The sequence below is a fragment of the Burkholderia sp. MSMB1589WGS genome (assembly GCF_001636105.1).
Taxonomy (GTDB): Bacteria; Pseudomonadota; Gammaproteobacteria; order Burkholderiales; family Burkholderiaceae; genus Burkholderia; species Burkholderia humptydooensis.
Genome location: NZ_LNJT01000006.1, coordinates 939982 through 964197, shown reverse-complemented (window position 1 = coordinate 964197; position 24216 = coordinate 939982). Strand labels below are relative to the sequence as shown.

The window sequence follows — 24216 nt, the reverse complement described above, 5'->3', positions numbered from 1 at the left end:
TTTTTCATGCGCGTGGCACGCGATGCGCTGCGCGCCACCTTCGCGGATTCCGCCGCGCCGATCGCGTCCGTCGCGTCCGAACGGGCGAAGCTCGTGCGTCCGGCGCTACACCGTGACGACGATCTTGCCGAACTGCTCGTTCGATTCCAGATAGCGGTGCGCGTCGGCGATTCGCTCGAGCGGGAACACGCGGTCGATCACCGGCTTGAGCGCGCCGGCCTCGAGCCCGTCGAGCACGAAGCGCTTCGCGGCGCCGAGCTTCGCCGGATCGCCGACGACGCGCTTGTACTGGTAGCCGTGCACGCTCAGCATCTTGCCGAGCACGGCGAACAGCGGGAAGGGCGCCTGGTCGGCTGCGAGCGCGCCGTATTCGATCACGATGCCGCCTACCGCGAGCGCGTCGGCCAGTTGCGGCAGCATCGGGCCCGCCACCGGATCGAACGCGACCCGCGCCCCCGCGCCGCCCGTGATCTCGCGCACGCGCGCGGCGGGATCCTCGCGCTGCGTGACGATCACGTGGTCGGCGCCGAACTCGCGCAGCGCCTGCGCCTTTGCGTCGGTGCGCGTCGTCGCAATCGCGACCGCACCGACCATCCGCGCGACCTGGATCGCCGCGAGGCCGACGCTGCTCGACGCCGCCGTGATGACGACCGCGTCGCCGCGCTCGATCCGCGCGAGGTCGATCAGCGCGCCCCACGCGGTCACGTACTGCATCCACACCGCGGCCGCCTCGGTCCAGCCGAGCGACGCGGGATGCTTGACGGCGACGGCGGCGGGCACTGTCGCGACTTCGCCGTACGTGCCCCAGCGCGTGATCGACAGCGGCGGCACGATGCTGACCGCATCGCCGGCCGCGAAGCCCGTTACGCCGGGGCCGACCGCGCTGACGACGCCCGCCGCCTCGTAGCCGAGCCGCGCCGGGAAGACCGGGTCCTCGACATAGCGCCCCGAGCGGAACATCGATTCGGCGCGGTTCAGGCCGAGCGCCTTCACTTGCAGCGTGATTTCGCCTGGTCCCGGCGGCGCGGGGGCGATTTCGTCGAAGCGCAGGACGTCGGGGCCGCCGGTTTGATGGATGCGAACGATGCGTGCCATATCGGATCTCCGTGAGAAAAATCGGTGAGCCCACTATAATTCGCGCCGATTCGACGATAAATCGCGTAGCCGGATCATCTATTGAAACAAACAGTTTCGAATTATGGATCGACTCACCAGCATGGCGGTGTTCGTGAAGGCCGCGGAAACAGGCTCGTTCGCGGCGGCGGGCGCGTCGCTCGGCCTGTCGTCGCAGATGGTCGGCAAGCACGTGCGCTTTCTCGAGACCCATTACGGGATGCGGCTCATCAATCGCACGACGCGCCGCCAGAGCCTGACTGAAGCCGGCCGCGCGTTCTACGAGCGCAGCCGCGCGGTGCTGGCCGAGGCGCAGGCCGTCGATGCGCTCGCCGCGAACCTGATGGCCGCGCCGCGCGGCACGCTGCGCATCAACGCGCCGATCAGCTTCGGCGTGCATTGCCTGATGCCGATGCTCGCGTCGTACCTGCGCGCGTATCCGGAGGTGCGGGTCGATCTGACGTTGAGCGATCGCGTCGTCGATTTCGTCGACGAAGGCTACGACGCGGTGATCCGCATCGCGCCGCTCGCCGACTCGGGGCTGATCGCGCGGCCGCTCGCGCCATACCGGCTCGTGCTGTGCGCGTCGCCCGCGTATCTCGCCGAGCGCGGCACGCCGGCCACGCCTGCCGATCTGGCCGCGCACGAATGCCTCGGGTTTTCGTATTCGGGGCAGCCGGCGGCGCTCGAATGGCCGTTCGAGAGCGCGCAAGGGCAGCAGCATTCGGTACGCGTGAGGAGCCGGCTCGCGGTCAACAACGGCGCGGCGCTGCGGATGGCCGCGCTCGACGGGCTCGGGATCATCCTGCAGCCGGCCGAACTCGTGCGCGACGATCTCGCGGCGGGCCGGCTCGTGCGTCTGTTGCCCGGCCACGAGCCGCCCGCGCGGCCGATCCATTTGCTGTATTCGCCCGACCGGCAGCCGACGCCGAAGCTGCGGAGCTTCATCGACGCCGTGATGGCGGGGTTCGGTGAACGGGCGGGCGACGGGCGGGCGTGAGGTTTGGCGCGAGGTTCGGCGTAAGGCCGGGTGGGCCGGGCGAACGGGGGGCGGCGGGGCGCGGCGTGCGAGCGCTCCCCCTGCGTTCCGAAGCGCGGACCGCTCGGCGAAGCGCTCAATCGCCCGCGACGATCCCGTCGCGCCGCGGGTCCGAGCCGCCGAACCACACCGACTGCCCCTCGACGTTGATCCGCTGAATCCCCTGCAGGCTCGACCCCAGCTCGACGACGCGCACGTCGTGCCCGCGCTCCTTCAGCGCATCGGCGAGCGCATCGGACACGCGCCCCTTCTCGAGCTCGGTTGGCCCGTTGCGCGAGCCGAAGTTCGGCAGCGCGATCGCCTGCTGCATCGTCATGCCCCAGTCGATCATCCCGACGAGCGTCTTCGCGACGTCGTTCGCGGTGGATGCGCCGCCCGCCGAGCCGAGCGCCATCATCAGCCGCTGCGAGCCTTTCTCGAACACGAGCTCGGGCGCGAGCGTCGAGCGCGCGCGCTTGGCCGGCTGCACGCGATTCGCGACCGGCTTGCCGTGCTCGGCCGACACGGGCGAGAAGTCGAGCAACTGGCTGTTGAGCAGGAAGCCGCGCACCATCAGTCGCGAGCCGAAGCGGTCATCGAGCGTCGACGTCATCGATGCGGCGTTGCCGTAGCGATCGACGACCGTGATCTGCGATCCCGACGGCGGCTCCGCGCCGCGGTCGGCGGCGGACGCGGGCGGCAGGCCGGACGGCGAGCCGGCGCTCGCGGCGCCCGCGCTCGCATCGCCGATCAGCCGCGCGCGCTCGGCGACGTAGCGCCGCTCGACGAGGCTCTTCCAGTTGCCGCCGGGCGGCGCGACGAAATCGGGATCGGCGACGTATTGCGCGCGGTCCGCATACGCGAGCCGGCCCGCCTCGCTGAACAGATGCGCGGCGAACGGCGTCGGCTCGACGCCTGTCGCATTGCGCACGGGCTTCTGCGCGCCGATCTGCCGCCAGTCCGGCTGCGCTTCGAGCAGGCCGAGGATCTGCGCGACGACGAGCCCGCCCGCCGACGGCGGCGGCATCCCGCACACGGTCCACTTGCGATAGTCGGCGCACAGCGGCTCGCGCGCTTTCGCGCGGTATTGCGCGAGGTCCTGCACGCTCAGCACGCCCGGATTCGGCGCCTGCCGGACTTTCGCGACGATGTCGCGCGCGATCGCGCCCGTATAGAACGCGTTCGCGCCGTGCGCGGCGACGAGCCTGAGCGTCGCCGCGAGCTGGGGATTCCTCAGCGTCGCGCCGGCGGGCTTCGGCGCGCCGTTCCTGTCGTAGAAGTACGCGCGCGCGGCCGGATCGCTCGCGAGCGACGGATCGTTCGCGAGCGCCGCCGCCAGCCGCGGGCCGAGCGGAAAGCCTTGCTCGGCGAGCCGGATCGCGGGCTGGAACAGGCGCCGCCACGGCAGCTTGCCGTGCGAGCGGTGCGCGAGCTCGAGCATCCGCAGCACGCCCGGCACGCCGACCGCGCGCGCGCCGAGCGCCGCGCGCGGCAGCGGCTTGCCGCCGGCATCGTGGAAGAGCCGGTCGGTGGCGGCGGCGGGCGCGGTCTCGCGGCCGTCGTAAGCTTCGACTGTCTTGCCGTTCGCATGCAGCAGGAACGCGCCGCCGCCGATGCCCGACGCCTGCGGCTCGACGAGCATCAGCACCATCTGCGCGGCAATCGCCGCGTCGACGGCGGCGCCGCCCGCCTTCAGCATCTCCTGGCCGGCCTGCGCGGCGAGCGGATGCGCGGCCGCGATCATGTCGCGCTGCGCGGTCCAGCCCGGCTTGTCGACCCAGCTCGACAGCTCGGCGGGCGCGGCCGGCGATTCGTCGCCCGACGTCGCGGAAGCCGCCGAGGCCGACGCTGCCGCCGAGGCCGACGCGGCGGCGTTCTGCGCGCCCGGGCCGGGCGCGTTCGCGCATCCGGCGGCGGCGGCGGCGAAGAGGGCGGCGGCGATCGCGCCAGCCCGCGAGCGGGATGGGCGCGGACGAATCCGGTCGGTCATGAATACCTCGGTGCGAACGAAAGACGACGAAAGACGACGACGGCGCATGCGCATGCAAATGCGAACGCCCGTGCGGCGCCGCGGGCGGGGTATTGTCGCCGCGTCGGAAGCGGCTTGTCATCCGACAATAAACCCTTAGCGTCGCGGGTTCGAACTGCCGCCGACTGCCACGGTGGCCCGGCGATGTCCGCCGCCCGCCGCGCGGCGCGCGCTGGTCCGCGCATACGGATTCGCGCTCGCCGCGATCCTCGTGATCGCGCTGTTTCCCGTGCTGTCGGTGGCGGCCGCCGGGATCGTCGCCGACGCGGCCGGCTGCGAGCTGAACGAAGCCGCTGTCCATCCTTGCCTGATCGGCGGCATCGACTTCGGCGAGACGCTTTACGCGATGGGCGTGCACGGCATGGCTGATGCTCGGTTCGCTGCCCGTCGGCGGCCTTTTGCTGACGGGCTGGGCGATCGCGCTGCTCGTGCATCTGCGGCGCCGGCGCGCGATGCGTCGCGCGGACGCGCGGCGCTGACCCTCGCCCATTCCATTCACCGGCGTGCGGCCGCCCTGCGTCCCGGCGCCGGACCGGACATCGGCGGACATCGCCGGGCGCGCCGCGTCACCCGCCGCGCCCGGCGTTCCGTGCCTCGTCGAGCACGAAGTCGATGAACGTCGACGTCGCGCGCGTGTGATGGCGGTTCGGCATGTACAGCATGTACATGTGCGTGCCGAAGATGCTGAGCCGGTACGCGTCGAGCGTGGTGACGACCGCGCCGCGCCGCACGTCGTCGTGGACGACGTAGTCCGGCACGATCCCGACGCCGAGGCCGGCCAGGATCGCCTGCCGCAGGAACAGGAAGTTCTCGGAGATGAGCGTTGGCTCGAGCAGCACCTCGTGCCGCTCGTCGCCGAGGTACGCGGCCACTCGCAACTGCCGGCCGACTACCGTCGACGTGATGACGGGCGCGTCGAACAACTGGTCGAGCCCGGTCGGCATGCCGTGCGTCGCGGCGAAGCCGGGCGACGCGCACGCGACGTAGCGCACCGCGCCCATGTCGCGCGCGACAAGGTTCTGCGGCGGCTCGGACATCACGCGCACCGCGATGTCGACTTCGTCGCGCATCAGATCCTCGACGCGGTTCTCGAACACGACGTCAAGCACGATCCCCGGATAGAGCCGCTTGAACGCGATCAGCCAGTTCGACATCACGAGCTGCCCGTAGCCGCTCGGCACCGACAGCCGCACGCGCCCCTGCAGATCCTGGCCGAGCGTCGTCAACGCCTCGCGCGCGGCGAGCAGCTCGTTCTGGATTCGCCGGCCGTGCTCGTAGAGCCGCAACCCGACCTCGGTCGGCTCGATGCGCCGCGTCGTGCGCCGCACGAGCTGCAGCCCGATCGACTTCTCCAACTGGTTGAGCCGGTAGCTGACGTTCGCGCGGCTCATCTTGAGCCGCTGCGCCGCCTTGCTGAGATTGCCCGCGTCGAGGATGTCGACGAGCAGCGTGAGCGCATTCAGATCCATCGCCATGCCCGCGTGTAGCAGTTAATTGTCAAAACCGGCTTGACAGGTTGTTAAAGAATGCTGGAATTGTCAATCAATCTGGATCAATCGAGAATCGTGGCAAACCCCGCGCTTCCCTCGATGGAGCGAAGGCGCGCATTCCGCACGGAGCGACAGACATGAATCAGCAGGCTTCCCACGCACCCGGCGCCGTCACGCGCGAGCGGCGCGACAAGGTGCTCGTCGTCACGATCGACCATCCGCCCGTCAACGCGCTGTCCGCCGGCGTGCGGCGCGGCCTCGTCGACGCGCTCGACGCGGCCGACGCCGATGCCGCCGTCTGCGCGGTGCTGATCGTCGGCGCCGGGCGCAACTTCATCGCCGGCGCGGACATCCGCGAATTCGGCAAGCCGCCCGTGCCGCCGTTGTTGCCCGACGTATGCAACCGGATCGAGGCGAGCGGCAAGCCCGTCGTCGTCGCGTTGCACGGCGCGACGCTGGGCGGCGGCCTCGAGATCGCGCTCGCCGCGCATTACCGGATCGCGGTGCCGGGCGCGAAGCTCGGCCTGCCCGAAGTGCAGCTCGGCTTGTTGCCCGGCGCGGGCGGCACGCAGCGCACGCCGCGCCTCGTCGGCGCGAAGGCGGCGCTCGAGCTGATGCTGAGCGGCCGGCACGCGCCGGCCGAGGAGGCATTGACGCTCGGCCTCGTCGATCGTCTCGCGCACAGCGACGACACGCTCGCCGAAGGGCTCGCGTACGTGCACGAGCTGCTCGCGGCGGGCGCGAGCGCGCGCCGCACGCGCGACGCGCAAGGGCTCGCCGATCGCGCGGCGGCCGAAGCCGCGCTCGACGCGGCGCGCGCCGACGTCGCGAAGAAGTCGCGCGGCCTGTTTTCGCCGGCGAAGATCGTCGACGCGGTCGCCGCCGCGCTCGCGCAGCCGTTCGACGAGGGCCTGCGCACCGAGCGCCGGCTGTTCGTCGAATGCCTCGACAGCCCGCAGCGCGCGGGGCTCGTGCATGCGTTCTTCGCGGAGCGCGAGGCGGCGAAGTCGCCGGAGACGCGCCGCGCCGCGCCGCGCGCGATCGAGCGGATCGGCGTGGTCGGCGGCGGCACGATGGGCGCGGGCATCGCGGTCGCGGCGCTCGACGCGGGCTTCCCGGTGACGATGATCGAGCGCGACGACGCGTCGCTCGAGCGCGGCCGCGCGCACGTCGAGAAGGTCTACGCGGGCCTCGTCGCGAAGGGCCGGATGACGCCCGCCGCGCAGGCGGCGCGCCTCGCGCGCTTCAAGGGCGGCACGTCGTACGATGCGCTCGCGCAGGCCGACGTCGTGATCGAGGCGGTGTTCGAGGACATGGCGGTCAAGAAGGTCGTGTTCGCCGAACTCGCGCGCGCGTGCAAGCCGGGCGCGGTGCTCGCGACGAACACGTCGTATCTCGACATCGACGAACTCGCCGCGAGCGTCGAGCGCGCGCCGGACGTGATCGGCCTGCATTTCTTCTCGCCCGCGAACATCATGAAGCTGCTCGAAGTGGTGGTGCCGGCGAAGGTGAGCGCGGACGTGGTCGCGACCGCGTTCGAGCTCGCGAAGAAGCTCAAGAAGATTCCGGTGCGCGCGGGCGTGTGCGACGGCTTCATCGGCAACCGCGTGCTCGCCGTCTACCGGACGGCCGCCGATTACATGATGGAAGACGGCGCGTCGCCGTATCGGATCGATCGCGCGATCCGCGAATTCGGCTTTCCGATGGGGCCGTACCAGGTCGTCGATCTCGCGGGCGGCGACATCGGCTGGGCGACGCGCAAGCGCCGCGCGCCGACGCGCGATCCGCGGCTGCGCTACGTCGAGATCGGCGATCGCCTCTGCGAGCGCGGCTGGTTCGGCCAGAAGACGGGCCGCGGCTACTACCTGTATCCGGACGGCGCGCGCGTCGGCACGCCGGACCCGGAAGTGGACGCGATCATCGCCGAAGAACGTGCGAAGAAGGGCGTGAGCCCGCGCGCGTTCACCGATGACGAGATCGTGCGCCGCTATCTCGCCGCGATGATCAACGAAGGCGCGAACGTCGTGCACGAGCGGATCGCGCTGCGCCCGCTCGACGTCGACGCGGTGTTCCTGCACGGCTACGGCTTCCCGCGCCATCGCGGCGGCCCGATGCATTACGCGGACGCGATGGGCCTCGCGAACGTGCTCGCCGACATTCGCGCGTTCGCGAGCGAGGACCCGGTCTTCTGGAAGCCGTCGCCGCTCCTCGTCGATCTCGTCGCGCGCGGCGAGACCTTCGCGAGCCTGAACCGCATCGACTGACGCCGCGCCCGGTCGCCCGCCGGTTGCCCTTCAAGTATTCGAGAACGACGCACATGGATCTCAATTTCACCGCAGAAGAGGAAGCGTTCCGCGCGCAAGTGCAGCGCTTTCTCGCCGACGCGCTGCCGCCGCGCATTTCGCGCAAGGTGAAGGGCGGCTTGCGTCTCACGCGCGACGACATGCGCGAATGGCACGCCATCCTCAACGCGCGGGGCTGGCTCGCGAGCCACTGGCCGCGCGAATGGGGCGGCCCCGGCTGGAGCGTCGCGCAGAAGTTCCTGTTCGATAACGAATGCGCGATCGCGGGCGCGCCGCGCATCGTGCCGTTCGGCGTGAACATGCTCGGCCCCGTGCTCATCAAGTTCGGCAGCGAAGCGCAGAAGCGCCGCTGGCTGCCGCGCATTCTCGACGGCACCGACTGGTGGTGCCAGGGCTATTCGGAGCCGGGCGCGGGCTCCGATCTCGCGTCGGTTTCGACGAGCGCGGTGCGGGGCGTCGACGCGCAGGGCGACCACTACATCGTCAACGGCCAGAAGACGTGGACGACGCTCGGCCACTACGCGAACATGATCTTCTGCCTCGTGCGCACCGCGACCGGCGTGCGCAAGCAGGAAGGCATCAGCTTCCTGCTTGTCGACATGAGTTCGCCCGGCGTGGAGGTGCGCCCGATCGTCACGCTCGACGGCGAGCACGAAGTCAACGAAGTGTTCTTCACCGACGTGCGCGTGCCCGCCGAGAACCTGGTCGGCGAGGAGAACAAGGGCTGGACCTACGCGAAATACCTGCTCACGTATGAGCGCACGAACATCGCGGGCGTGGGCTTTTCGGTCGCGGCGCTGGACAAGTTGCGCGCGGTGGCGGCGAAAGTGACGAAGAACGGCCGGCCGCTCGCCGACGATCCGCTCTTCGCCGCGCGGCTCGCGCGCGTCGAGATCGAGCTCGACAACATGAAGACGACGAACCTGCGCGTGCTCGCGGCCGTCGCGGGCGGCGGCGCGCCGGGTGCGGAGAGCTCGATGCTGAAGATCCGCGGCACGCAGATCCGCCAGGAGATTTCGTCGCTGATGCGGCGCGCGATGGGGCCGCACGCGCAGCCGTTCATCGACGAAGCGCTCGACGCCGCCGACGACGGCGAGCCGTTGGGCGGCCTGCCCGAAGCGGTGAGCGCGGCGGCGCAGTATTTCAACAACCGCAAGCTGTCGATCTTCGGCGGCTCGAACGAGATCCAGAAGAACATCGTCTCGAAGATGATTCTCGGGCTGTAAGGGGAAGGACGATCATGGACTTTCGACACACCGAAGACCGCCGGATGCTGGCGGACAGCCTGAACCGCTTCATCGCCGAGCAATATCCGTTCGCCGCGCGCGACCGGATCGCGCTGTCCGATGCCGGCTACAGCGACGACATGTGGCGGCGCTTCGCCGAGCTGGGCGCGATCGGCGCGCTCTTCCCGGAGGACTGCGGCGGCTTCGGCGGCGCGGGCTTCGACATCGCGCTCGTGTTCGAGTGCGTCGGCCGCGGGCTCGTCGTCGAGCCGTTCGCCGGCGCGCTGATGGCCGGGCGTGCGCTCGCGCAGGCGGGCGGCCCCGCGCACCGCGAACGGCTCGCGGCGCTGATCGAAGGGCGCGCGATCGGCGCGTTCGCGCACGCGGAGCCCGGCACGCACTACGAGCTGCACACCGTGAGGACGCGCGCGACGCGCGAAGGCGGGCGCTGGGTGCTCGACGGCGCGAAGGCCGTCGTCGATTGCGGCGAGCACGCGACGTTCTTCGTCGTGAGCGCGCGCACCGCGGGCGGCGACGACGACGCGGCGGGCCTGTCGCTCTTCGTCGTGCCGAAGACGGCGGCGGGCGTGGCGGTGCGCGGCTACCGGAAGATCGACGGCGGCCGCGCGGCCGACGTGCGCTTCGAGCGCGTCGCGCTCGAAGGCGACGCACTGCTCGGCGCGCCGGGCGAAGCGGCCGACGCGATCGAGCGCGCGATCGGCTTCGGCCTGCTCGCGCTCGCGGCGGAGGCGCTCGGCGCGATGGACGTCGCGAAGGCGCACACGCTCGAATATCTGCACACGCGCCGCCAGTTCGGCGTGCCGATCGGCAGCTTCCAGGCGCTGCAGCACCGGATGGCGGACCTGCTGCTCGAGATCGAGCAGGCGCGCTCGGCGGTGATCAACGCGGCCGCGCAGCTCGACGCGCCGCGCGTTGCGCGCGAGCGCGCGCTGTCCGCCGCGAAATACAGCGTCGGGCGGATCGGCGCGCTCGTCGCCGAGGAGAGCATCCAGCTTCACGGCGGCATCGGGATGACGTGGGAGCTGCCGCTCGCGCACTATGCGAAGCGGCTCGTGATGATCGATCACCAGCTCGGCGACGAGGATCATCATCTCGCGCGCTACGCCGCGCTGTCGAAGCCGCAGCCGATGCAATGACCGCGAACGAACGGGGGAGACGAAGATGCGCAACGAACCGGGCGCGCAGCCGCTCGCGGGGATCAAGGTGCTCGACTTCTCGCGCGTGCTCGCGGGGCCGTGGTGCGCGATGGTGCTCGCGGATCTCGGCGCGGAGGTGATCAAGGTCGAGCATCCGCGGCGCGGCGACGACACGCGTGACTGGGGCCTGCGCGTCGGCGACACCGAGACGACCTACTTCAACAGCGTGAACCGCAGCAAGCGCTCGATCTGCGTCGATCTGCAGACGGAAGCGGGGCGGCGCATCGCGCGCGGGCTCGCCGCGCAGGCGGACGTCGTCGTGCACAACTTCAAGGCGGGCGGCGCGGAGAAGCTCGGGCTCGGCTACGACGCGCTCGCCGCGCTCAATCCGCGGCTCGTCCATTGCGCGATCTCCGGCTACGACCGCTCGGGCCCCGAAGCGAGCCGGCCGGGCTACGACCTCGTCGTACAGGGCGAGGCCGGCCTGATGGCGCTGAACGGCGAAGCGGGGCGGCCGCCGCTGAAGTTCGGCGTCGCCGTCGCGGATCTCTTCACCGGCATGTACTCGGCGCAGGCGATCCTCGCCGCGCTCTACGAGCGGCATGCGACGGGGCGCGGGCGGCGCATCGAGATGGCGCTCTTCGATTGCGGGCTGATGGTCACGTCGTACTACGGGCTCGAAGCGCTGCTGATGGGCGAGGACCCGCCGCGCTACGGCAACGCGCATCCGTCGATCGTCCCGTATGGTGTGTTCGACGCGGCGGATGGCCCGATCGTGATCACGGTCGGCAACAACGCGCAGTTCGCGCGCTTTTGCGACGTGATCGGCCGGCCGGAGCTCGCGGCCGACGCGCGCTTCGCGACCAACATCGCGCGTTCCGCGAATCGCGCGGAACTGCTGCCGGAGATTCTCCGCGAGCTCGGCCGCCGGCCGCGCGCGGCGCTGCTCGCGGCGCTCGCCGACGCGGGCATTCCGTGCGGCGAGGTGCTCGGCCTGCGCGAGGCGCTCACCTCCGAGCGCGCGCAATCGGCGGGGCTCGTCACGCGGCAGCCGCATCCGGCCGCGGGCGAAGTCGACGTGCTCGCGCCGCCGTACCGGTTCGACGGCGAGCGCCTGCCCGTGCGCGGCGCACCGCCCGTGCTCGGCGCGGATACCGAACGCGTGCTGGGCGACTGGCTCGGGATGTCCGCGCGCGAGATCGCGCAACTGCGCAGCAACCGCGTCGTCTGAGCGGGCGATGCGATGCGTCGCCGCGTCGCCGCGTCGTTTCATCGCCGCATCACCGCAGAACGCACGACCGCCGCGCAGGCGGCAACGATTACACAACAACCTCGTCGATCGAGGAGGAGACGTCATGGAGACTTCCGTCATCGAAACGGTCGTGGCTCGCCGCGACTATCAGCAGCTCGTGCGTGCGCGGCGCCGCTTCAGCTTCACGCTGACGGCGCTGATGATCGCGACGTACTACGGCTTCATCCTGCTCGTCGCGCTCGCGCCGCGCACGCTCGCCGCGCCGCTCTACGCGGGCGCGACGATCAGCGTCGGGATTGTCGCGGGCGTCGCGATCATACTCGTCGCGATCGGCCTGACGGCGGGCTACGTGCTGCGCGCGAACCGCTCGTTCGACCGCTCGTTCGACGCGCTCTTCGAGCGTTCGTGACGGAGGCCGCGATGCTGCGCAAATCGACCGCGCGTCCCGCGCTTTTCGCACTGTCCGCGCTCTTCCCGTGCGCGGCGCTTTCTCCCGCGGCCGCGCACGCGATGGGCGTCGCCGCCGCACCGATGCCGGGCAAGGTCGCGCTGAATCCCGTCGCGATCGGCATGTTCTTCGTCTTCGTGTTCGCGACGCTCGCGTTGACGCGCTGGGCCGCGCGCCGCACCCGCTGCGCGCGCGACTTCTACACGGCGGGCGGCGGCATCACCGGCCTGCAGAACGGCCTCGCGATCGCGGGCGACTACATGTCGGCCGCGTCGTTTCTCGGCTTGTCGGGCATGGTGTTCACGTTCGGCTTCGACGGGCTCATCTATTCGATCGGCTTTCTCGTCGGCTGGCCGTTCGTGATGTTCCTGATCGCCGAGCCGCTGCGCAATCTCGGCAGGTTCACGTTCGTCGACGTCGTCGCGTACCGCTTCGCGCAGCGGCCGATCCGGCTCCTCACGTCCGCGAACGCGCTGACGATCGTCGTGCTGTACCTCGTCGTGCAGATGGTCGGCGCGGGCAAGCTGATCCAGTTGCTGTTCGGGCTGTCGTACGGCGTCGCGGAGCTGATCGTCGGCGTGCTGATGGTCGTCTACGTGTTCTTCGGCGGAATGACCGCGACGACCTGGGTGCAGATGATCAAGGCCGTGCTGCTGCTCGCCGGCGCGACGCTGCTCGCCGCGCTCGCGCTCGGCGAGTTCGGCTTCAGCGTCGACGAGATGTTCCGCCGCGCGGTGGCCGTGCATCCGGGCGCGCTCGGCATCATGGGGCCCGGCAAGCTGATCCGCGATCCGGCGAACGCGCTGTCGCTCGGCATCGCGCTGATGTTCGGCACCGCGGGCTTTCCGCACATCCTGATGCGCTTCTTCACGGTGCCGAACGCGAAGGAGGCGCGCAAATCGGTGCTGTACGCGACGGGCTTCATCGGCTACTTCTATCTGCTCACGTTCGTGATCGGCTTCTCGGCGATCGTGCTGCTCGCTCAGCATCCGGAGTTCTTCCGCCACGACGCGACGGGCGCGTTCAGCCTCACGCGCGATCTCGTCGGCGGCTCGAACATGGTCGCGGTGAAGCTCGCGCAGGCCGTCGGCGGCAACTGGTTCTACGGCTTCATCGCGGCTGTCACGTTCGCGACGATCCTCGCCGTCGTCGCGGGCCTGACGCTTGCCGGCGCGACGACGATCTCGCACGATCTCTACGCGCAGATGTGGGCGCGCGGCCTGCCGGACGAGCGGCGCGAAATGCGCATTTCGCGCGCGGCGACGCTCGCGCTCTCCGCAGTGGCGATCGGCCTGTCGATCCTGTTCGAGCACGTGAACGTTGCGTTCATGGTCGGGCTCGTCGCGGCCGTCGCGGCGAGCGCGAATTTCCCGGTGCTCGCGACGTCGATCTTCTGGCGCGGGATGACGACGCGCGGCGCGGTGGCGGGCGGCGGGCTCGGGCTCGCGTCGGCCGTCGTGCTCACGCTGCTGTCGAAATCGGTGTGGGTCGACGTGCTGCATCACGCGCACGCGCCGGTGTTCCTCGACAACCCGGCGCTCGTGTCGGTGCCGCTCGCGTTCGCGGGCATCGTGATCGGCTCGCTCGCCGACCGCGGCGAGCGCGCGCGGCGCGAGCGCGACGCGTTCGCGCGGCAGGAGTTCTACGCGCAGACGGGCGCGCTCGCCGCGCAGGCCGTCACGCACTGAATCGTCGGGAAGCAGCGCGCGGCGGCGTGCGATTCGTCCGGCGATCCGGACGGCCGCGTTCCGGAAATCCGGATTTCCGGAACGCACGCGCCCTCGAAGATTCGGAAAACCCAGAGAAATCAACAGGCTGAGCCTGATCGAGTGGCTGGCATCGACCTTGCAAAGTAAACGCCCAAGGCCGCCTGGGCCTCACTACTACAGCAAGGAGACATTCGATGACCCATCTCGTCCACCTCCCCCGGATTCGCTGAGGCCATCGCTTGTTGCGGCACGGCAGCCGCGCGGGCGAGTGGCTTCCCCTGACATTCGTCCGCGCGCGTGACGCCGACCTCCTTCGACTCACCTTCTCTCTTCTCTGGAACCACCGTGAAGAAACCGTTCTATAAAGTCCTCTACGTGCAGGTGATCTTCGCCATCGTCGTCGGCGTGATCCTGGGTCACTACTATCCGTCGCTCGCCGTCGACATGAAGCCGCTCGGCGACGGCTTCATCAAGCTGATCAAGATGGTGATCGGCCCGATCATCTTCTGCACCGTCGTGACGGGCATCGCCGGCATGCAGGACATGAAGAAGGTGGGGCGCGTCGGCGGCAAGGCGCTGCTGTATTTCGAGATCGTGTCGACGTTCGCGCTCGTGCTCGGCCTCGCAGCGACGCACATCCTGCGCCCGGGCGTCGGCTTCAACATCGATCCGGCGACGTTGAACGGCAAGGAAGTCGCGTCGTACGCGGCGAAGGCGCACGGCCAGTCGACCGTCGACTTCCTGATGCACATCATCCCGAACACGATGATCGACGCGTTCGCGCAGGGCGAGATCCTGCAGATCCTGCTGATCGCGCTGCTGTTCGGCTCGGTGCTCGCGCACCTCGGCGAGCGCGGCCGCGTCGTCACCGAGTTCATCGACGGCGTTACGCGCGTGCTGTTCGGCATCGTGCACATCGTCACGAAGCTTGCGCCGATCGGCGCGTTCGGCGCGATGGCGTTCACGATCGGCAAGTACGGCGTCGGCTCGCTCGTGCCGCTGCTCAAGCTGATCGGCACGTTCTACCTGACGTCGGTCGTGTTCGTGCTCGTCGTGCTCGGCACGATCGCGCGCTTCACCGGCTTCTCGATCATCCGCTTCGTCGGCTACATCAAGGAAGAGCTGCTGATCGTGCTCGGCACGAGCTCGTCGGAAGCGGCGCTGCCGCAACTGATGGAGAAGCTCGAGAAGGCGGGCTGCTCGCGCTCGGTCGTCGGCCTCGTCGTGCCGACCGGCTATTCGTTCAACCTCGACGGCACCAACATCTACATGACGATGGCCGTCCTCTTCATCGCGCAGGCCACCAACATCGAGCTCACGTGGATGCAGCAGCTCACGCTGCTCGCGGTCGCGATGCTGACGTCGAAGGGCGCGAGCGGCGTGACGGGCGCGGGCTTCATCACGCTTGCCGCGACGCTCGCCGTCGTGCCGACCATTCCGCTGTCCGGCATGGTGCTGATCCTCGGCATCGACCGCTTCATGAGCGAATGCCGCGCGCTGACCAACATCGTCGGCAACGGCGTGGCGACGGTCGTCGTGTCCGCATGGGAGAAGGAACTCGACCGCGCGAAGCTGCGCGCGGCGCTGTCGGGCAACGGCGGGGCCGCCGCGGGCGAAGCCGCGCGGATCTGACGATGAGCGGAAACACGGCGGGGCGCGCAGCGGCGCGCCCGCCGGGCGGGGCCGGGCCGGGCGCGTCGAAGCGCGCTTCGCCCGGCCCCGCGGCCTTTTCGGGCGGCGGCTATGCCACAATAGACGATCCTTACAATCCGGAAGCCGTCACCGTGAAGCGCCGCCTGCTCGTCGTTCTCGCGCTCGCCGCGATGCTCGCGGCCGCGTGCGCGCTCACGTGGACCATCACATGGCAGCGCGGCGTCGCCGATTTGCGGGACAGCGCGGCGGCGCGCGTGGACCGCACGACGAACGCGCTGAAAAGCACGCTCGACCGCTACGAATCCCTGCCGTACCTGCTGGGCGGCCATCCGTTCGTGCAGGACGTCCTCGCCGCGCCGGGCAATCGCCGCCGCGTGAATCGGGCGAACGCCTACCTCGAGGACGTGAACCGCCACGCGCACGCGACGGCGACCTACGTGATCACCGCGAACGGGCTGTGCGTCGCCGCGAGCAACTGGCGCGGCCCGGACAGCTTCACCGGCATCGGCTATCAGTTCCGCCCGTACTTCATCGATGCGGTGAAGGGCGGCACCGGCCGCTTCTTCGGAATCGGCACGATCTCGCGCGATCCCGGCTACTACATCTCGCAACCCGTGCGGCACGACGGCAAGATCGTCGGCGTCGCGGTCGTGAAGCTCAATCTCGAATGGTTCCAGGGCGCGGACGCGTCGGAGCCGCTCGTCGTCGCCGACGACCACGGCGTGATCTTCCTGTCGTCGGTGCCGGAGTGGAAGTACCACACGCTCAAGCCGCTGCCGGGGCCGATCGCGACGTCGATCCACGAGACGCGCCAGTATGCGCAGTATCCGGTGACGCCGCTGCCGCTGCGCGTCGAGCGTGTGCTCGGGCCCGATGCGCAGATCGTGCGGATGGGCGCGGGGCGCCGCGCGCCGCGCTATCTCGCGACGCGCCGCCTGCTCGGCGAGCCCGACTGGCAGCTCGTCACGCTCGCGCCGATCGAGCCCGTCGACGCCGACGCGCGCAATGCGACGATCGTCACCGCGTTCGGCTTCGTGTCGCTCAGCCTGCTCGCGTTCTACTGGCGCACGCGTCGCGCGCGCGTGAAGGAGATGCTGCGCAGCCGCGTGCTGCTGCAAAGCGCGTATGCGGAGCTGAACCGGCGCGTCGAGGAGCGCACGGCCGATCTGTCGCAGGCGAACGCGCGGCTCAAGAAGGAAGTCGGCGAGCGGATCCGCGCGGAGCAGGAGCTGCGGGCCGCGCACGACGAGCTCGTCCAGGCGAGCAAGCTCGCCGCGCTCGGCCAGATGGCGGCCGGCATCACGCACGAGCTGAACCAGCCGCTCGCCGCGCTTCGCAGCTTCTCCGACAACACGCGCGTGCTGCTCGACCGCGGCGAGCAGGCGGCCGCGCGCGAGAACCTCGAGGCGATCGCGGCGCTCACCGAGCGGATGGGCAAGATCACGAATCAGTTGAAGCTGTTCGTCGGGCGCGCGAAGCCGCGCAACGAGCAGGCGCACGTCGCGCGCGCGCTGCGCAACGTGCTCGCGCTGCTCAAGGAGCGGATGCAGGGCGTCGAGCTTGCGATCACGCTGCGCGACGAGACGCGCGATCCTGTCGAGGCCGCGCGCTTCGATCCGTCGCGGGACGAGCCGGCGCTCGTCGCGCGCTGCGAGGATCTGCGGCTCGAGCAGGTGCTCATCAACCTGCTCGGCAACGCGCTCGACGCGGTCGCGACGGCCGCCGCGCCGCGCATCGACGTGACGATCCGCGCGACGGCCGCGACGCTTGCGATCGTCGTGCGCGACAATGGGCCGGGGATCGCGCCGGAATCGCTCGCGCGGCTGTTCGAGCCGTTCTTCACGACGAAGGAAATGGGGCGCGGGCTCGGGCTCGGCCTCGCGATCTCGTCGTCGATCGCGCGCGACGCGGGCGGCTCGCTCACCGCGCGAAACGCGCCGGCGGGCGGCGCGGAGTTCGTCTTGACGCTGCGCCGCGTGCGCACGCATCATCCGGACACTTCCGCCGCGCGCTGAGCGCGCTTTTTCGCGCGCGGCGCGTGTCAGCATCATGGGGTGACAGAAGATGGCGAACCGCCTGCAAGTGATCTACATCGAAGACGACGAGCTCGTGCGCCGCGCGAGCGTGCAGAGCCTGCAGCTCGCGGGCTTCGACGTCATCGGATTCGGTTCGGTCGAGGCGGCCGAGAAGGCGATCGGCGGCGACGCGGCCGGCGTGATCGTGTCCGACATCCGCCTGCCCGGCGCGAGCGGCCTCGATCTGCTCGCGCAGTGCCGCGAACGCACGCCCGACGTGCCCGTCGTGCTCGTCACCGGGCACGGCGACATCTCGATGGCCGTGCAGGCGATGCGCGACGGCGCATACGATTTCATCGAAAAGCCGTTCGCGGCCGAGCGCCTGATCGAGACGGTGCGGCGCGCGCTCGAGCGGCGCGCGCTCGTGCTCGAGAATCACGCGCTGCGGCGCGAGCTCGCGGGGCAGGGCGTCGTCGCGCCGCGGATCATCGGCCGCAGCCCCGCAATCGAGCAGGTGCGGCGGCTGATCGCCAACGTCGCGCCGACCGACGCGTCGGTCCTCATCAACGGCGACACCGGCGCCGGCAAGGAGCTGATCGCGCGCAGCCTGCACGAGCTGTCGCCGCGCCGCGACAAGCCGTTCATCGCGGTCAACTGCGGCGCGCTGCCCGAGCCGATGTTCGAATCCGAAATGTTCGGCTACGAGCCGGGCGCGTTCACCGGCGCGGCAAAGCGCCGTATCGGCAAGCTCGAGTACGCGTCAGGCGGCACGCTGTTCCTCGACGAGATCGAGAGCATGCCGCTCGCGCTGCAGGTGAAGCTGTTGCGCGTGCTGCAGGACGGGGTGCTCGAGCGGCTCGGCTCGAACCAGCCGATCCGCGTGAACTGCCGCGTGGTCGCGGCGGCGAAGGGCGACATGAGCGAGCACGTCGCGGCAGGCACGTTCCGGCGCGACCTGCTGTATCGGCTGAACGTCGTGACGATCGCGCTGCCGCCGCTCGCCGAGCGTCGCGAGGACATCGTGCCCCTCTTCGAGCACTTCATGCTCGACGCGGCGGTGCGCTACGGGCGCCCCGCGCCGCTTCTCACCGATCGTCAGCGCGCGAGCCTGATGCAGCGCGACTGGCCGGGCAACGTGCGCGAGCTGCGCAACGCGGCCGACCGCTTCGTGCTCGGCGTGACGGAAGACATCGCCGGCGACGCGGGCGCGCAAGCCGACGAGAGCGCCGAGCAGTCGCTGAAGGAGCGCATCGAGCAATTCGAGCGCGCGGTGATCGCCGAGACGCTGAATCGCACGGGCGGCGCGGTCGCGACGACGGCCGACAAGCTGCACGTCGGCAAGGCGACGCTCTACGAGAAGATGAAGCGCTATGGGCTGAGCGCGAAAGGAGAAACGGACCGCTGATGCGGGCGGGGGCCCGCGTCGAGCGATCCGCGCGGCGGCGCCGCGATGCAGGGCGCGCTCACGCGCTCGTGTCGAGCGCCTTTTGCAGCAGTTGATCGAGCTCCGCGAACTGCGGCGCGCCGACGTAGCGCTTCAGGATCTTGCCGTCCTTGCCGATCACGAATGTCGTCGGAGTGAGCTGGACGTTGCCGAACTGCTTCGCGACGCTGCCGTCGTCGAGCGCGACCTTGAACGGCAACCGGCGCGTCTGCGCGTAGTTCGCGACGTACATCGGCGGATCGTAGTTCATCGCGACCGCGACGAATTCGAGGCCCTGGCCCTTGAAGCGGTTGTACGTGTCGACCATCTGCGGCATTTCCTGCATGCAGGTCGCGCAGCTCGTCGCCCAGAAGTTGACGAGATAGACTTTGCCCTTCAGATCGGCGGCGGTCGAGACTTTCTGGCCGGACAGCAGCGTGAACGTCGCTTCGGGCGCGCTGGACTTGCCGTTGAACGCGAAATAGCCGGCGACGGCGATCGCGACCACGGCGAAGGCGATCGCGACGTAGCGCAATGGGCCGGCGCGGCGGCCGGCGGAGGCGGGAGCGGGGCTCATCTGCGGGACCTCTGAATGCGTGGACTTCAGGCGGCGCCGCGTGCGGGCGCCCGATCGATGCGAACGGCGCTCATTGTACCGTCAATCGGACGTGCGCACCGGCGCCGCGCTGTCGCGCCGAGCGGCGATAATGCAGCTTCGTTCTACGTCCATTGCACCCTTTTTCATGATTCGTGCCGCTCTTCGCTACGCGCGCTTGCTTCGTTTCCGTTCGATTGGCCGGCCTGAGGCGTTCGGCCCGGCGGCGCGGTTACGTCCGTCGGGGGCGACGCGTGGGCGCGTGGGCCGCGCGTCGCCGGGCGTTCGCGCGCGCCGCGCGGCCGTCGTGCTCGGCGCGCTCGCGTCGCTGGCCGCGTGCTCGCCCGCCTATGACTGGCGCACGCTGCACAACGATGCTGGCTACACGATCGACCTGCCGGCCAAGCCGACCGTCGAAGAGCATCCGGTCGCGATCGGCGGCGTGCCGATGAAGATGCGGATGCAGGCGGCGCACGTCGGCGGCGCGGTGTTCGCCGTCGGCACGGTGATGCTGCCGGACGACCGCGACGCGACCCAGCACGCGGCGCTCGACTATCTGCGCACCGGCTTGGCGCGCAATCTGCGCGCGCAGCCGTCCGAACAGGCGGTGTTCGTGCCGCTCGCGGCCGGCGGCCAGACGGCGGGCGTCGAGCTGCGGATGAGCGGGGCGCCTGCCGGCGCATCGGATGCATCCGGCGCGGATCGGCAGGCGGATGGCGCGTCCGGCGCGCGCGCGTCGAAGACGGTGATCGCGAGGCTCGTCGCGCACGGCCGGCACGTGTACGAAGTGATCGTGATTTCCGATGCGCCGCTGGCGTCGGAGCCGCTTGAACAATTTTTCGGCTCGTTAAAACTCGATTGAGCGGGCGATGCGGGATGCATGAGAGCCGGTTCCGGAGTGAAAGTTCCTTCGCAAGAACGGGCGCTAATCGCCGGATTTTGCGGGATTTTTTCGACTATCCACAGACACTGTGGACAACTTTGTTGAAAAGTTCGACGGGCAGTCGGCAAAGGCCCGCCAGAGGGCCTTTCAGTTAGATTGCCCGCAATCTTTGCACTTGCAAAAAATCAATAAAATCAATGCATTGCAAGGAACGCTTCAAGTGATGGCTGGAACGTGCTGAGATTGGGCTGGATTCGGCCAATTGTGCATAAGTCAAGTCTTGACATGCATCTTTTTGCCGGTCGCTCGAAGGCGACCGGGCTCGAAACCCTTGTGCCGACGCCCGCGGGCGGTGCGGTCGGCCGCGATCCCGCCACCTTCCGATTACTGCACGACGGAGATGTCCGCCCGCCGTTCGAGCTTCGTCAGCGCGGCGTCGATCGCGCCATGCACGGCGGACGGCGTGTCGAGCAGGTAGAAATGCCCGCCGTCGAACGTCTCGCGCCCGATCGGCAGCGTCGACGCGCGCTGCCAGTCCTGCAGCCCGCCCTCGGACAGCACGGTGTCGTGCGCGCCGGCGAAGACCGTGACGGGCACGGGCAACGGCGTGGCCGGCGCGAGCGGAAAGAACGCCTCGACGATCCGGAAGTCGGCCTTCGCGAGTTGCAGCAGCATCGCGCGCAACTCGTCGTGCGCGAAGACTTCGGGCGGCGTGCCGCCGAGCGTCGCGAGGTGCTCGACGATCGCCGCGTCGGGGCGCTGATGGACCGGGAACGCGCGGCGCCGCGACGCGGCGAACGGCGAGTCGGCGCCCGATACGCCGAGCCAGCGCGGCGCACGCCCGAGCTGCGTCATGTCGTGCGCGAAGCAGTACGCGACGAGCGCGCCCATGCTGTGGCCGAAGATCGCATAGTCGGCGGGGAGCGCGGGGGCCAGCTCGCGCAGGTAGTCGCGCAGCGCCGGCAGCGTGTCGAAGGCGGCGTGCTTGAGACTTCTGCCCCGCCCAGGCAGCTCGACGAGCCAGACTTCGACATGCGGCGGAAACGCGACGGCCCACCGGAAGTAGTTCGTTGCGGAGCCGCACGCGTGATGGAACATCAGCAGCCGGTGCCGCGCGTGCTCGCGTCGGTCGGGAATGGTGAGGGTGCCGGGCAGCAGGGCCATGCGCGATCGCTCCAGTGTCGGTCCGTGTCAGGGAAGGCAAGTCTTCGGGCGGTCCAGCGGCGCCGCGAATGCTCGGGGCGCAGGACGCGAGGCGATGCCCTGTGTTGAAAGCAAGGGCGTCATTGCGCCTACTATATTACGATTCGCCCACGATTCCCGTTTTCGTTTCGCGGTTCGAATGCTCGGCCGTGTCGTTGTTATTGTCGGCTGCGGTTGCGATGGCCATCGCGCTGAACGTCGGGCGCCGGGCGCTTTCCGTGGGCAGCGCCACCGTTCTCGGGTAAAAAAACATGGCGATCATCGTCCGTGCCGCCTGTCGCGCCGACTGGCCTGCATTGCGCGCGCTCTATCTGCGCGCGCGCCGCGACACGTTCGTCTGGCTGCCAGCAGACAACTTCGCACTCGACGATTTCGACGCGCACACGCGGGGCGAATCGCTGCTCGTCGCGCAAGCGGAGGGCGAGGGTATCGTCGGCTTCGTGTCGGTGTGGGAGCCGGAGCGCTTCGTCCATCATCTGTACGTCGCGGGATCGAGGCTGCGTGGAGGAATCGGCAGCGCGCTGCTGCGCGCGCTGCCGGGCCGGCCCGCCGAGCGCTACCGGCTCAAGTGTCTCGTGCGGAACGAACGAGCGCTCGCGTTCTATCGCGCGCACGGATTCGTCGAAATCGATTCGGGCGTATCGAAGGACGGCGAATATCGGCTGCTGGAGACACGGGAAGCGGGCGACTGACGGCGCTCGGCCGGGAAGTCGCGAGCGACGGGCGCTTCTGTTCGCGCGCATTCCAGTATCGCGCCGCCGGTCGACACGCAGCGTTCGCGGCACGGCTGCATCGCGCCGATCGCATCGACGCGCGGCTCGTTCTGCCGATGGCGCGCGCCCGCCGGTTCTCTCTCGACCCAGGCCGGTATTCCGGCGGGCGTCAGCTTGGCATTGACGCATCGTTCCATGTCGCCGCTCGCGGTGCGGCGCCACATCGCCCGCCACTCCGCCGCCTTTCCGGGTTCCGCCTCGGCAACCGTCGGCGGATTCTCGGATCGAGGTCCCGTTCACGCCGGTGCGAACACCCGTCGGTACTGGATCGCCTCGGCGATATGCGCAGCGCTCGGCGCCTCGTCGCCCGCGAGATCGGCGATCGTCCGCGCGACCTTCAGCACCCGGTAGTACGCCCGCGCCGACCAGCGGAACCGCTCGCCAGCGTCGCGCAGCAGCGTCTCGCCCGCGCTGTCCGGACGGCAGAACGCATCGGTCTCGCGGCCCGTCAGCATGTGGTTGGTCTTGCGCTGCCGCGCGAATTGCCGCCCGCGCGCGAGCGCGACGCGCGCGGCCACGGTCTCGCTCGATTCTCCGGCGGTTGCGGGCCGTTCGGCCAGCTCGGCGGGCGTAAGCGCGGGAATCTCGATCTGGATGTCGATCCGGTCGAGGAGCGGCCCGGACAGCTTGCGCAGATAGCGCGCGGCGATCTCGGGCGAGCAGCGGCAGCGGCCGCCGGGGTCGCCGCGCCAGCCGCACGGGCAGGGATTCATCGCGGCGATCAACTGGCACGCGGCCGGGAAATCCGCCTGCAGCGCGACGCGCGAGATCGTGATGCGGCCCGCTTCGAGCGGCTCGCGCAGCGTCTCGAGCACATGCCGGTCGAATTCCGGCAACTCGTCGAGGAACAGCACGCCCAGGTGCGCGAGCGTGATCTCGCCCGGCTGCGGCGGATTGCGGCCGCCGACGAGCGCGGCCGAGCTCGACGAGTGATGCGGCGCGCGAAACGGGCGCCGCCGCCATTGCGCGAGCGAGAAGCCGGCGCGGCTCGACGACAGGATCGCGGCCGACGTCAGCGCCTCGTCGTCGGTGAGCGGCGGCAAGAGGGCCGGCAGGCGCGCGGCGAGCATCGACTTGCCCGCGCCCGGCGGCCCGATCATCAGCATGTGGTGGCCGCCCGCCGCCGCGACTTCGAGCGCGCGCTTCGCGCTCGTCTGGCCGATCACGTCCGCGAGGTCGGGGGGCGGATGCCGCGGGGCGCGCGTCGAGACGGGGGCGCGGCGACGGGCGCGAGCCGCCCGTCCGGCGCGTCGGCGAGATGCGCGCACAGCGCGGGCAGATCGGCCGCGCCGTATACCGTCACGCCCGGCACGAGCGCCGCTTCGGCCGCGCTCGGCAGCGGCAGGTAAAGCTCCGCGGCCGCCGCCGTCATCGCCACGGGCGGCGATTCGGCATCCGCGGACGAGCCGCTTTCGTCCGCCTGCTGGCCGCGGGCGGCGCCGCACGCCATCGCGAACGCGCCGCGCATCGGCCGCAGCGCGCCCGTCAGCGACAGCTCGCCCGCGAACTCGCGGCCGTCGAGCGCGCCTGCCGGAAGCTGGCCGCTCGCGGCGAGGATGCCGAGCGCGATCGGCAGATCGAAGCGGCCGGACTCCTTCGGCAAGTCGGCGGGCGCGAGGTTGACGGTGATGCGCCGCACGGGGAATTCGAAGCCGCAGTTCTGCAGCGCGGCGCGCACGCGCTCGCGGCTTTCGCGCACTTCGAGATCGGGCAGCCCGACGATCGAAAACGACGGCAGCCCGTTGGCGAGATGGACTTCGACGGTGACTTCCGGCGCGCGGCCGGCAGCGGGCGCGCGGCTGCGCACCACGGCAAGCGACATGATTCGACTCCGCGTGACCCGGACCGGGCGGCGCGAATCGCGCCGCCCGTGGCGTCCGGAGGATGGTTTCGATGCGCGCTTGCCGGCGTGGCGCGAACTGCGGG

Annotated in this window: 18 protein-coding genes and 2 pseudogenes; 13 read left to right on the top strand and 7 right to left on the bottom strand. The window is 70.1% G+C overall.

The genetic code is table 11. The annotated features are described in order from the left end of the window. Nucleotides 1-105 precede the first annotated feature (105 nt). Complete coding sequence (locus tag WT16_RS06670) at nucleotides 106-1095, bottom strand: zinc-dependent alcohol dehydrogenase family protein (protein ID WP_063532936.1); 990 nt, start codon at nucleotides 1093-1095, stop codon at nucleotides 106-108. 103 nt (nucleotides 1096-1198) lie between these two features. Here WT16_RS06670 and WT16_RS06665 point away from each other — a divergent pair, with 103 nt between their 5' ends. Continuing rightward, nucleotides 1199-2113, top strand: a complete 915-nt coding sequence (locus WT16_RS06665; protein ID WP_015601691.1) for a LysR family transcriptional regulator — start codon at nucleotides 1199-1201, stop codon at nucleotides 2111-2113. Between the two features lie 115 nt (nucleotides 2114-2228). On the opposite strand, the gene ggt is transcribed toward WT16_RS06665, so the two are convergent. Then, nucleotides 2229-4121: a gamma-glutamyltransferase gene (gene ggt, locus WT16_RS06660; RefSeq protein WP_063532935.1), complete on the bottom strand. Its 1893-nt coding sequence runs from the start codon at nucleotides 4119-4121 to the stop codon at nucleotides 2229-2231. Between the two features lie 172 nt (nucleotides 4122-4293). On the opposite strand from ggt, the pseudogene WT16_RS06655 reads away from it, so the two are divergent. Beyond that, a pseudogene (locus WT16_RS06655) lies at nucleotides 4294-4639 on the top strand (hypothetical protein). 87 nt (nucleotides 4640-4726) lie between these two features. Here the strand turns inward: WT16_RS06655 and WT16_RS06650 are convergent. After that, entirely contained in the window at nucleotides 4727-5629 is a 903-nt protein-coding gene (locus tag WT16_RS06650) for a LysR family transcriptional regulator (RefSeq protein ID WP_009911141.1), read from the bottom strand. Nucleotides 5630-5787: 158 nt separating this feature from the next. On the opposite strand from WT16_RS06650, the gene WT16_RS06645 reads away from it, so the two are divergent. The 9 genes from WT16_RS06645 (at nucleotide 5788) to WT16_RS06605 (ending at nucleotide 18818) form a co-directional block, all read left to right on the top strand. Next, nucleotides 5788-7914, top strand: a complete 2127-nt coding sequence (locus WT16_RS06645; RefSeq protein ID WP_063532934.1) for a 3-hydroxyacyl-CoA dehydrogenase NAD-binding domain-containing protein — start codon at nucleotides 5788-5790, stop codon at nucleotides 7912-7914. 53 nt (nucleotides 7915-7967) lie between these two features. Next, entirely contained in the window at nucleotides 7968-9179 is a 1212-nt protein-coding gene (locus tag WT16_RS06640; RefSeq protein WP_063532933.1) for an acyl-CoA dehydrogenase family protein, read from the top strand. A gap of 14 nt (nucleotides 9180-9193) precedes the next feature. Beyond that, nucleotides 9194-10336: an acyl-CoA dehydrogenase family protein gene (locus WT16_RS06635; protein WP_006024392.1), complete on the top strand. Its 1143-nt coding sequence runs from the start codon at nucleotides 9194-9196 to the stop codon at nucleotides 10334-10336. Nucleotides 10337-10361: 25 nt separating this feature from the next. Beyond that, complete coding sequence (locus WT16_RS06630; protein WP_063532932.1) at nucleotides 10362-11567, top strand: CaiB/BaiF CoA-transferase family protein; 1206 nt, start codon at nucleotides 10362-10364, stop codon at nucleotides 11565-11567. Nucleotides 11568-11691: 124 nt separating this feature from the next. After that, complete coding sequence (locus WT16_RS06625; RefSeq protein ID WP_059932670.1) at nucleotides 11692-11997, top strand: DUF485 domain-containing protein; 306 nt, start codon at nucleotides 11692-11694, stop codon at nucleotides 11995-11997. Nucleotides 11998-12008: 11 nt separating this feature from the next. Beyond that, nucleotides 12009-13724 carry a cation acetate symporter gene (locus WT16_RS06620; protein ID WP_059932714.1) on the top strand — a complete coding sequence of 572 codons (1716 nt, stop codon included), beginning with the start codon at nucleotides 12009-12011 and terminating at the stop codon, nucleotides 13722-13724. A gap of 366 nt (nucleotides 13725-14090) precedes the next feature. Beyond that, a complete protein-coding gene (locus tag WT16_RS06615; RefSeq protein WP_006024396.1) occupies nucleotides 14091-15377 on the top strand; it encodes a dicarboxylate/amino acid:cation symporter in 1287 nt (428 codons plus the stop codon). A 2-nt stretch (nucleotides 15378-15379) separates the two neighbouring features. Beyond that, a complete protein-coding gene (locus WT16_RS06610; protein WP_063532931.1) occupies nucleotides 15380-17413 on the top strand; it encodes an ATP-binding protein in 2034 nt (677 codons plus the stop codon). Between the two features lie 49 nt (nucleotides 17414-17462). Continuing rightward, nucleotides 17463-18818 (top strand): sigma-54 dependent transcriptional regulator, encoded by a 1356-nt coding sequence (locus tag WT16_RS06605; protein WP_006024398.1) that lies wholly within the window; start codon nucleotides 17463-17465, stop codon nucleotides 18816-18818. Nucleotides 18819-18876: 58 nt separating this feature from the next. On the opposite strand, the gene WT16_RS06600 is transcribed toward WT16_RS06605, so the two are convergent. After that, nucleotides 18877-19413: a TlpA disulfide reductase family protein gene (locus tag WT16_RS06600; RefSeq protein WP_063532930.1), complete on the bottom strand. Its 537-nt coding sequence runs from the start codon at nucleotides 19411-19413 to the stop codon at nucleotides 18877-18879. Nucleotides 19414-19693: 280 nt separating this feature from the next. On the opposite strand from WT16_RS06600, the gene WT16_RS06595 reads away from it, so the two are divergent. Continuing rightward, nucleotides 19694-20293 carry a hypothetical protein gene (locus WT16_RS06595; RefSeq protein WP_348982051.1) on the top strand — a complete coding sequence of 200 codons (600 nt, stop codon included), beginning with the start codon at nucleotides 19694-19696 and terminating at the stop codon, nucleotides 20291-20293. Nucleotides 20294-20698: 405 nt separating this feature from the next. Here WT16_RS06595 and WT16_RS06590 read toward each other — a convergent pair whose 3' ends face one another. Together WT16_RS06590 and WT16_RS33515 are read right to left on the bottom strand one after the other, a co-directional pair. Continuing rightward, the gene (locus tag WT16_RS06590) at nucleotides 20699-21478 is read right to left on the bottom strand and encodes an alpha/beta fold hydrolase (RefSeq protein ID WP_063532928.1); all 780 of its coding nucleotides are present in this window, start codon (nucleotides 21476-21478) and stop codon (nucleotides 20699-20701) included. Between the two features lie 136 nt (nucleotides 21479-21614). Beyond that, on the bottom strand, nucleotides 21615-21779 hold the full coding sequence (locus WT16_RS33515; RefSeq protein ID WP_156521405.1) for a hypothetical protein: 165 nt from the start codon (nucleotides 21777-21779) through the stop codon (nucleotides 21615-21617). On the opposite strand from WT16_RS33515, the gene WT16_RS06585 reads away from it, so the two are divergent. Next, a complete protein-coding gene (locus WT16_RS06585) occupies nucleotides 21769-22209 on the top strand; it encodes a GNAT family N-acetyltransferase (protein WP_063532927.1) in 441 nt (146 codons plus the stop codon). The two genes, WT16_RS33515 and WT16_RS06585, sit on opposite strands and share 11 nt — an antisense overlap. Nucleotides 22210-22526: 317 nt before the next feature. On the opposite strand, the pseudogene WT16_RS06580 reads toward WT16_RS06585, so the two are convergent. Next, nucleotides 22527-24112: pseudogene (locus tag WT16_RS06580) on the bottom strand (YifB family Mg chelatase-like AAA ATPase). Nucleotides 24113-24216 lie beyond the last annotated feature (104 nt).

Coding starts and splice junctions, on each gene's coding strand:
- WT16_RS06670 (WP_063532936.1), bottom strand. CDS start 1,095: ATGGCACGCATCGTTCGCATCCATCAAACCGGCGGCCCCGACGTCCTG.
- WT16_RS06665 (WP_015601691.1), top strand. CDS start 1,199: ATGGATCGACTCACCAGCATGGCGGTGTTCGTGAAGGCCGCGGAAACA.
- ggt (WP_063532935.1), bottom strand. CDS start 4,121: ATGACCGACCGGATTCGTCCGCGCCCATCCCGCTCGCGGGCTGGCGCG.
- WT16_RS06650 (WP_009911141.1), bottom strand. CDS start 5,629: ATGGATCTGAATGCGCTCACGCTGCTCGTCGACATCCTCGACGCGGGC.
- WT16_RS06645 (WP_063532934.1), top strand. CDS start 5,788: ATGAATCAGCAGGCTTCCCACGCACCCGGCGCCGTCACGCGCGAGCGG.
- WT16_RS06640 (WP_063532933.1), top strand. CDS start 7,968: ATGGATCTCAATTTCACCGCAGAAGAGGAAGCGTTCCGCGCGCAAGTG.
- WT16_RS06635 (WP_006024392.1), top strand. CDS start 9,194: ATGGACTTTCGACACACCGAAGACCGCCGGATGCTGGCGGACAGCCTG.
- WT16_RS06630 (WP_063532932.1), top strand. CDS start 10,362: ATGCGCAACGAACCGGGCGCGCAGCCGCTCGCGGGGATCAAGGTGCTC.
- WT16_RS06625 (WP_059932670.1), top strand. CDS start 11,692: ATGGAGACTTCCGTCATCGAAACGGTCGTGGCTCGCCGCGACTATCAG.
- WT16_RS06620 (WP_059932714.1), top strand. CDS start 12,009: ATGCTGCGCAAATCGACCGCGCGTCCCGCGCTTTTCGCACTGTCCGCG.
- WT16_RS06610 (WP_063532931.1), top strand. CDS start 15,380: ATGAGCGGAAACACGGCGGGGCGCGCAGCGGCGCGCCCGCCGGGCGGG.
- WT16_RS06605 (WP_006024398.1), top strand. CDS start 17,463: ATGGCGAACCGCCTGCAAGTGATCTACATCGAAGACGACGAGCTCGTG.
- WT16_RS06600 (WP_063532930.1), bottom strand. CDS start 19,413: ATGAGCCCCGCTCCCGCCTCCGCCGGCCGCCGCGCCGGCCCATTGCGC.
- WT16_RS06590 (WP_063532928.1), bottom strand. CDS start 21,478: ATGGCCCTGCTGCCCGGCACCCTCACCATTCCCGACCGACGCGAGCAC.
- WT16_RS06585 (WP_063532927.1), top strand. CDS start 21,769: ATGGCGATCATCGTCCGTGCCGCCTGTCGCGCCGACTGGCCTGCATTG.
- WT16_RS33515 (WP_156521405.1), bottom strand. CDS start 21,779: ATGATCGCCATGTTTTTTTACCCGAGAACGGTGGCGCTGCCCACGGAA.